The sequence below is a fragment of the Bordetella petrii genome, assembly GCF_020991325.1.
GTDB classification, from domain to species: Bacteria; Pseudomonadota; Gammaproteobacteria; order Burkholderiales; family Burkholderiaceae_B; genus Bordetella_A; species Bordetella_A petrii_E.
Genome location: NZ_JAJMLX010000222.1, coordinates 1 through 7,815, shown reverse-complemented (window position 1 = coordinate 7,815; position 7,815 = coordinate 1). Strand labels below are relative to the sequence as shown.

The following is a 7,815-nucleotide window of genomic DNA, read 5'->3' as shown; positions in this document are numbered from 1 at the left end:
CGCGCTGACGGCCTACCCCGTGCCGCCGGCCGGCGACGGCATCAAGCTGGATGCCATGGAATGCCCCTACGCACTGCCCGATGCCGTGCGCGACGACGTGGCCCGCGCCCTGGGCGAGACGGCGCTCAATCGCTATCCGCCGGGCGACACGGGCGCCCTGGCCGCCGACGTCCGGCAGGCCTTCGGCATTCCCGCGCAGGCCGGCCTGTTGTTCGGCAACGGCTCGGACGAGCTCATCCACCTGATCGTGCAGGCCTGTTGCATGCCCGGCGACACGGTGTTGGCGCCCTGGCCGTCGTTCGTCTACTTCGACATGGCGGCGCGCTTCGATCACGCCCGTTTCGTGGGCGTGCCCCTGACGCCCGACCTGGAACTGGACCTGCCCGCGATGCTGCAGGCCATTTCGCTGCACCGTCCCAAGGTGGTGTTCCTGGCCCTGCCCAACAATCCCACGGGCGGCCTGTGGCCCGATGCCGCCGTGCAGGCCATCGTGGCTGCGGCGCCCGGGCTGGTGGTGCTGGACGAGGCCTACCAGCCTTTTGCGGGCCACACCTGGATGCCGCGGCTGGGCACGCTGCCCAATGCGGTGGTGCTGCGCACCGTCTCCAAGATAGGCCTGGCCGGCCTGCGCTTCGGCTACCTGGCCGGCCACCCCGGCTGGATCGCGCAGTTCGACAAAGTGCGCCCGCCCTACAACCTGAACGTGCTGACCCAGGCAGCCCTGCGCGCCGTGCTGCGGCACAAGCCGGTACTGGACGAACAGGCCGCCGCCCTGCGGGCGGGCCGCGACACGCTGGCCGCTGCCCTGGCGGCCCTGCCCGGCGTAAGGGTGTTTCCCAGCGCCGGAAACTTCGTTCTTGCGCGCTTTTCCGGCAAGCCGGACGGCAACGCCGTGCATCTTGCCCTGAAAACGCGCAAAATACTGGTAAAGAACTTCTCGGGCGCCCACCCGCTGCTTGCCGACTGCCTGCGCATCTCGGTGGGCACGCCGGCCGAAAACCAGGCCCTGCTGTCCGCCCTGCAAGACATTCTCAGTTCTACTATTTAGGCTCGCCCCTTTCTTGATATGCGTACCGCCGAAATTACCCGCAACACCAACGAGACGCGCATCCGCGCGGCCGTCAACCTGGACGGCACCGGCAAACAGACGCTGGACACCGGTGTGCCGTTCCTGGACCACATGCTCGACCAGATCGCGCGGCATGGCCTGATCGACCTCGACATCAAGGCCGAAGGCGACCTGCACATCGATGCGCACCACACCGTCGAAGACGTGGGCATCACGCTGGGCATGGCCGTTGCCAAGGCCGTGGGCAACAAGGCGGGCCTGCGCCGCTACGGCCACGCCTACGTGCCGCTGGACGAAGCCCTGTCGCGCGTGGTCATCGACTTTTCCGGCCGTCCCGGCCTGGAATATCACATCCCGTTCACGCGGGCCCGTATCGGCGACTTCGACGTCGACCTCACCCGCGAATTCTTCCAGGGCTTCGTCAACCACGCCCTGGTCACGCTGCACATCGACAATCTGCGCGGCGTCAACGCCCACCACCAGTGCGAAACCGTCTTCAAGGCGTTCGGCCGCGCGCTGCGCATGGCGCTGGAACTCGACCCCCGCATGGAAGGCGCCGTGCCATCCACCAAAGGCGTGCTGTAACCCATCCCGCCAGGCAGATCCCTGTGACTACCATTGCCATTGTCGATTACGGAATGGGCAACTTCCATTCCGTGGCGCGGGCGCTGCGCTATGCCGCGCCCGATGCCGACATCCGTATCTGCAACCGCGCCGCCGATATCGACGCCGCCGACCGTGTGGTGTTTCCCGGCCAGGGCGCCATGGCCGACTGCATGCGCACCCTGAACGAATCCGGGCTGCGCGAAGCCGTGGTGCGCGCCGCGCGTGCCAAGCCGCTGCTGGGCGTGTGCGTGGGCGAGCAGATGCTGTTCGACCGCAGCGAAGAAGGCGATACCGACTGCCTGGCCCTGTTTCCCGGCACCGTGCGCCGCTTTGCCGGCAGCCCGTTCGCCGCCCCCGAGGGCGGCGCCAGCGGTGCCGAACGCCTGAAAGTGCCGCACATGGGCTGGAACCAAGTGCGCCAGACGCGCTCTCACCCCTTGTGGGCAGGCATTCCCGACCACACGCACTTTTACTTCGTGCACAGTTACTATGCCGCACCGGCCGATCCCGCCATCACGGTAGGGGAAACCGACTACGGCGTTACATTTACGTGCGCGGTGGCAGCCGCTAATATTTTCGCGGTGCAGTTCCACCCCGAGAAAAGCGCGGAACACGGTTTGCGCCTATACCGCAATTTTGTAGACTGGACCCCATAGCCGTCCGTACGAGCCACGGCCGGCCTTTTTCAACCGATTTTTTTCAACGCTCGATATCCACCATGCTGCTGATCCCCGCCATCGATCTCAAAGACGGGCGCTGCGTACGCCTGCGCCAGGGAGACCTCGACGAGGCAACGGTATTTTCCGAAGACCCCGCCGCCATGGCCACGCGCTGGCTCGACCTGGGCGCGCGCCGCCTGCACCTGGTCGACCTGAACGGCGCCGTCGCGGGCAAACCCAAGAACGACGCTCCCATCAAGGCCATCCTGGACGCGGTCGGCGACGACATTCCCGTGCAGATCGGCGGCGGCATCCGCGACCTCGACACTATCGAGTACTACCTGGACGCCGGCATCTCGTACGTGATCATCGGCACCGCCGCCGTGAAAAACCCCGGCTTCCTGCACGATGCCTGCGGGGCCTTCCCCGGCAACATCATCGTGGGCCTGGACGCGCGCGACGGCAAAATCGCCACCGACGGCTGGAGCAAGCTTACCCGCCACGACGTGCTGGACCTGGCCAAGAAGTTCGAAGACTACGGCTGCGAAGGCATCATCTACACCGACATCAGCCGCGACGGCATGCTGTCGGGCGTGAATGTCGACGCCACCGTGCGCCTGGCGCAGCATGTGCGCATCCCCGTGTTCGCCTCGGGCGGCATCGCCGGCATCCAGGACATCGAAGCCCTGTGCGCCGTGCAGGACGAAGGCGTCGAAGGCGCCATCCTGGGCCGCAGCATCTACGAGGGCACGCTCGACTTCCAGGCCGCGCAGGCCCGGGCCGACGAACTCAGCCAATGAACACCGCCCCCACCGCGCTGACGCGCCGCATCATCCCTTGCCTGGACGTCACCGCCGGGCGCGTGGTCAAGGGGGTGAACTTCGTCAACCTGGCCGACGCCGGCGACCCGGTCGAGATCGCACGCCGCTACAACGAGCAGGGCGCCGATGAACTCACCTTCCTCGACATTACCGCCACCAGCGACGGCCGCGACCTGATCCTGCCCATCATCGAACAAGTGGCCTCGCAGGTCTTCATTCCCCTGACCGTGGGCGGCGGCGTGCGCCAGGTGTCCGACGTGCAGCGCCTGCTCAACGCGGGCGCCGACAAGATCAGCATCAACAGCGCGGCCGTGGCCAACCCCGAACTGGTGCGCGCGGCCGCGAACTACCATGGTTCGCAGTGCATCGTGGTGGCCATCGACGCGCGCCGCGTGTCGGCCGATGGCGAACCGGCGCGCTGGGAAGTGTTCACCCATGGCGGCCGCAAGCCCACCGGCCTGGACGCCGTGGAATGGGCGCGGCGCATGGCGTCTTACGGCGCCGGCGAAATCCTGCTGACCAGCATGGATCGCGACGGCACCAAGGCCGGCTTCGACCTGGACCTCACCCGGGCGGTGTCCGACGCCGTGCCGGTGCCCGTCATCGCGTCGGGGGGCGTGGGCAACCTGCAGCACCTGGCCGACGGCGTTACCACGGGCCGCGCCAGCGCCGTGCTGGCCGCCAGCATTTTCCATTTCGGCCAGCACACGGTGCGCGAATGCAAGCAGTTCATGGCCGGACAAGGCATTGCCGTCAGGCTCGACTAGCCCCGGTTCGCACTACACTGTCGCCATGGATACCGACCCCAACTGGATGAACGACGTCGTTTTCGACGAAAACGGCCTGATCCCCGCCATTGCCCAGGACGCCGACAACGGCCAGATCCTGATGGTGGCCTGGATGAACCGCGAAGCCCTGGCCGAAACCGCCGCCACCGGCCGCGCGGTGTACTGGTCGCGCTCGCGCCAGCGCTTGTGGCGCAAGGGCGAAGAATCCGGCCACACCCAGGCCGTGCACGACCTGCGCCTGGACTGCGACGGCGACGTCATCCTGCTCAAAGTGCACCAGGAAGGCGGCATCGCCTGCCATACCGGCCGCGCCAGCTGCTTCTTTCGCCGGCTGGAAGGCCCCGCGGGCAGCGCGTCCTGGGTCACCGTCGACCCTGTCCTGAAAGACCCGGAACACATCTACAAATGACCTCGACCCCGTCCGGCAGCGATATCCTGGCACGCCTGGCCGACACCCTGGCCACGCGCCGCCCCGAACTCGGGGGCGACCCGCAAACCTCGTATGTAGCGAAATTGCTGGCCAAGGGGCCCGATGCTTTCCTGAAGAAAATCGGCGAAGAGGCCACCGAACTGGTCATGGCCGCCAAAGACGGCGCGCCCGACCGCATCATCAGTGAAACCGCCGATCTCTGGTTTCACTGCCTCGTCACGTTGACTCACTACAATCTGCGGCCCGAAGACGTGCTGGCTGAATTGGCACGCCGGGAAGGCCTGTCCGGCCTGGAAGAAAAAGCACGGCGCCCAGCGCCTTGAGCACGGAACCTATATGAGCGACAACTGTATTTTCTGCAAGATCGCGCGCGGCGAGATTCCTTCAAAGAAGGTCTACGAAGACGACGAATTCGTTGCGTTCCACGACATCAGCCCGGCGGCCCCTGTGCATTTGCTGCTGATCCCGCGCCGCCACGTGGTCTCGCTGCAAGACGTGGGCCCCGACGACGCGGGCTGGTTGGGTAGAATGGTGACTTTGGCAACCCGCCTGGCGGCCGAAAGCGGCTGCCGCCCGGGTCCGGAAGGGGGCTTCAGGCTGCTGGCCAATTCCGGCGCCGAAGGCGGCCAGGAAGTCCCGCATTTGCATTTCCACATTATCGGCGGTCAGCGTCCCTGGAAAGGGCGCGTGGCTCCCAACGCGTAATTACGGAGAACCGTCATCATGGGTAGCTTCAGCATCTGGCATTGGTTGATCGTACTGGTCATCGTTGCCCTCGTATTCGGAACCAAGAAACTGCGCAACATCGGCGGCGACCTCGGCAGCGCCGTCAAGGGCTTCAAAGACGGCATGAAAGACGCCAACGAAGACAAGCCGGCCGAACAGGTCACGCAGAACAAGGTCGCCGACGACACCATCGACGTCCAGGCCAAAGAAAAAACCAACTCCTGAGCGCCGCACCGGTGTCTTCCCGAAGCAATGCCTCTCGGCGTTGCTTCCTTTCCTATATTTGAACGAGCAGATGTCGCATGTTTGATGTCAGTTTCACCGAGCTGATGATAATCGGCATCGTCGCGCTGGTTGTCATCGGGCCCGAACGGCTGCCGAAGGTGGCGCGCACGGTCGGACACCTGCTCGGCCGCGCCCAGCGCTACGTCAGCGACGTCAAAAGCGACATCCGGCGCGAAATCGAGCTGGACGAACTGCGCAAGTTCAAAAGCGAAATGGACGATGCCGCCAACAGCGTGCAATCGTCGCTGCGCGATACCGAAAACTCGCTGCGCAGCGGCCTGAACGAAACCGCGCGCGAGGCCACCCAGGCGGTGTCGGGCAAGCCCGACGCGGAACCCGCCACCCCGGCTGCGCCCGCCATTCCCGACACCCCCGCGGCGCCTTCGGCTCCGGCTCCGGCGCAAGCTGCCGCTGCCCAGCCCGACGCGGCACCCGACGCCCAACCGAAAACTGGTACGACGCCGTGACCCAGGACGCCAAACACGACGAGCTGAACCAGGAACAGCCGCAAGAAACCTTCATCTCGCACCTGGTCGAGCTGCGCAGCCGCCTCATGAGGGCCGCGCTGGCCGTCATCGTGGTGTTCGTGGTGCTGTTCATCTACCCCGGCGCCTCGTTCATCTACGACATCCTGGCCCAACCCATGCTGGCCTCGCTGCCCGAGGGCACGCGCATGATCGCCACCGGAGTCATCACGCCCTTCATGGTGCCCGTCAAGGTCACCATGATGGCCTCTTTCGTCATCGCGCTGCCCATCGTGCTGTACCAAGCCTGGGCCTTCGTCGCCCCCGGCCTGTACCGGCACGAAAAACGCCTGGCCATGCCGCTGATCGTGTCCAGCACCCTGCTGTTCATCCTGGGCATGGCGTTCTGCTATTTCTTCGTGTTCCGCACGGTGTTCCACTTCATTGCGACCTTCTCGCCGCAATCCATTACGCCTGCGCCCGACATCGAGGCCTATCTCAGCTTCGTCATGACCATGTTCATGGCTTTCGGCATCACCTTCGAAGTGCCTGTGGCCGTGGTGCTGCTGGTCAAGACGGGCATCGTCGAGCTGTCCAAGCTGAAAGCCGCCCGGGGCTATGTGGTGGTGGGCGCCTTCGTCATCGCGGCCGTGGTCACGCCGCCCGACGTGGTCAGCCAGTTCATGCTGGCCGTGCCGCTGGTGCTGCTGTACGAAGTGGGCCTGATCTGCGCCCGCCTGGTCACCCCGCGGCGCGCCGACCCGGACACCGGCGACGGCACCAGCCTTACCGAGCACCAGTAACCCGCGGGCGGCATGGCCGCCCGTTTTTTACTAGTTCGGCCGCGTCGGCCGGGTACCCACTTCTACGGTAATTTTGCGCGGCTTGCCGCCACGCAAAATACCCAGTTCGGCCTTCTGGCCCGGCGGCAGCGCGGCGATCATGCGGAGCATGGACACGGTATCCGCCACTTCGGCGTCATCAACGGTTTGCACGATATCGCCCACGCGCAGGCCCGCCTTGCCGGCCGGGCCGCCGCGCATCACGCCGGCAATGACCACCCCGCGCGAATTGCGGGGCAGCCCAAAGGCGCGTGCCAGGTCCGGCGTGACGTCCTGCGGCTCGATGCCCAGCCAGCCGCGCCGCACCGTGCCCGTCTTGACGATTTCTTCCATGATCTTGCGCGCCGTATCGATGGGAATGGCAAACCCTATGCCCAGCGAACCGCCCGATTCGGAATAGATGGCCGTATTGATGCCCACCAGATTGCCCTGGGCGTCGATCAGCGCGCCGCCAGAGTTGCCCGGGTTGATGGCCGCGTCGGTCTGGATGAAGTTTTCGTAGGTGTTGATGCCCAGCCCATTGCGGCCCAGCGCCGACACGATGCCCTGGGTGGTGGTCTTGCCCACCCCGAACGGGTTGCCGATGGCCAGCACCACGTCGCCCACGCGCAAGCTGCGGTCCGAGGCGAACGAGGCCACCGGCAACGGCTGGGCGCCGCCATCCAGCTTCAGCACCGCCAGGTCGGTGTCCGGATCGGCCCCCACCACCTTGGCGCTGCCCACACGGCCGTCGCCCAGCGCCACTTCAATCGCGTCGGCCGCCTCGACCACATGGTAGTTAGTCAGCGCATAGCCGTCGGCGCTGACGATGACCCCCGAACCCAGACTGGTGGACGCCTGGCGCCGGCTCAGGCCCGGCACCTGGCCGAACAGCTGGCGCAGCGCCGGATCGTCGGGCAGCGGCACCACTGGCACGTCGACGTGCTTGGTGGTGTACACGTTCACCACCGCCGGGGCGGCCCTGGCCACGGCATCGGCATATGAGGCCGCCGTCGGCGCCGCGGCACAGACCAGCGGCACCACGACGCTCGACCAGGTGACCGTGTCCGACCAGGCCGAGGCCATCGGCGGCCTGCAGAAGACCTATTCCGGCGGCCAGTTGGCCCGCGGCGGCGACCTGGGCCT

13 protein-coding genes are annotated in these 7,815 nt (G+C 66.2%); 12 read left to right on the top strand and 1 reads right to left on the bottom strand.

Going from position 1 to position 7,815, the window contains the following annotated elements:
• From hisC to tatC, 11 genes are all read left to right on the top strand, one after another.
• Positions 1–1,048: histidinol-phosphate transaminase (hisC, locus tag LPZ50_RS18750; RefSeq protein WP_230663561.1), on the top strand; the 1,048-nt coding region annotated here is incomplete at its 5' end.
• 18 nt (positions 1,049–1,066) lie between these two features.
• Positions 1,067–1,654: an imidazoleglycerol-phosphate dehydratase HisB gene (hisB, locus tag LPZ50_RS18745; RefSeq protein ID WP_230663558.1), complete on the top strand. Its 588-nt coding sequence runs from the start codon at positions 1,067–1,069 to the stop codon at positions 1,652–1,654.
• Between the two features lie 23 nt (positions 1,655–1,677).
• Positions 1,678–2,331: an imidazole glycerol phosphate synthase subunit HisH gene (gene hisH, locus LPZ50_RS18740; protein WP_230663555.1), complete on the top strand. Its 654-nt coding sequence runs from the start codon at positions 1,678–1,680 to the stop codon at positions 2,329–2,331.
• Between the two features lie 62 nt (positions 2,332–2,393).
• Positions 2,394–3,134: a 1-(5-phosphoribosyl)-5-[(5-phosphoribosylamino)methylideneamino]imidazole-4-carboxamide isomerase gene (hisA, locus tag LPZ50_RS18735; RefSeq protein ID WP_230663552.1), complete on the top strand. Its 741-nt coding sequence runs from the start codon at positions 2,394–2,396 to the stop codon at positions 3,132–3,134.
• The gene (gene hisF, locus LPZ50_RS18730) at positions 3,131–3,922 is read left to right on the top strand and encodes an imidazole glycerol phosphate synthase subunit HisF (RefSeq protein WP_230663548.1); all 792 of its coding nucleotides are present in this window, start codon (positions 3,131–3,133) and stop codon (positions 3,920–3,922) included. The genes hisA and hisF overlap by 4 nt, the downstream gene beginning before the upstream one ends.
• 25 nt (positions 3,923–3,947) lie before the next feature.
• Positions 3,948–4,352, top strand: coding sequence for a phosphoribosyl-AMP cyclohydrolase (hisI, locus tag LPZ50_RS18725; RefSeq protein WP_230663545.1), 405 nt, complete (start codon positions 3,948–3,950; stop codon positions 4,350–4,352).
• On the top strand, positions 4,349–4,696 hold the full coding sequence (locus LPZ50_RS18720; protein ID WP_230663542.1) for a phosphoribosyl-ATP diphosphatase: 348 nt from the start codon (positions 4,349–4,351) through the stop codon (positions 4,694–4,696). Before hisI ends, LPZ50_RS18720 begins: the two co-directional genes overlap by 4 nt.
• 13 nt (positions 4,697–4,709) lie before the next feature.
• Complete coding sequence (locus LPZ50_RS18715; RefSeq protein WP_230663540.1) at positions 4,710–5,078, top strand: histidine triad nucleotide-binding protein; 369 nt, start codon at positions 4,710–4,712, stop codon at positions 5,076–5,078.
• Positions 5,079–5,096: 18 nt separating this feature from the next.
• The gene (gene tatA / locus LPZ50_RS18710; RefSeq protein WP_230663537.1) at positions 5,097–5,324 is read left to right on the top strand and encodes a Sec-independent protein translocase subunit TatA; all 228 of its coding nucleotides are present in this window, start codon (positions 5,097–5,099) and stop codon (positions 5,322–5,324) included.
• A gap of 77 nt (positions 5,325–5,401) precedes the next feature.
• Positions 5,402–5,851 carry a Sec-independent protein translocase protein TatB gene (gene tatB, locus LPZ50_RS18705; protein WP_230663535.1) on the top strand — a complete coding sequence of 150 codons (450 nt, stop codon included), beginning with the start codon at positions 5,402–5,404 and terminating at the stop codon, positions 5,849–5,851.
• Positions 5,848–6,651, top strand: coding sequence for a twin-arginine translocase subunit TatC (tatC, locus tag LPZ50_RS18700; RefSeq protein WP_230663532.1), 804 nt, complete (start codon positions 5,848–5,850; stop codon positions 6,649–6,651). Before tatB ends, tatC begins: the two co-directional genes overlap by 4 nt.
• Before the next feature lie 30 nt (positions 6,652–6,681).
• Here tatC and LPZ50_RS18695 read toward each other — a convergent pair whose 3' ends face one another.
• Positions 6,682–7,710: a S1C family serine protease gene (locus LPZ50_RS18695; protein ID WP_230663529.1), complete on the bottom strand. Its 1,029-nt coding sequence runs from the start codon at positions 7,708–7,710 to the stop codon at positions 6,682–6,684.
• Between LPZ50_RS18695 and LPZ50_RS18690 the strand changes: the two genes are divergently transcribed.
• Positions 7,622–7,815, top strand: a 194-nt coding sequence (locus LPZ50_RS18690; RefSeq protein WP_230663525.1) for a hypothetical protein, incomplete at its 3' end; no start/stop codon positions are given. The genes LPZ50_RS18695 and LPZ50_RS18690 overlap by 89 nt on opposite strands.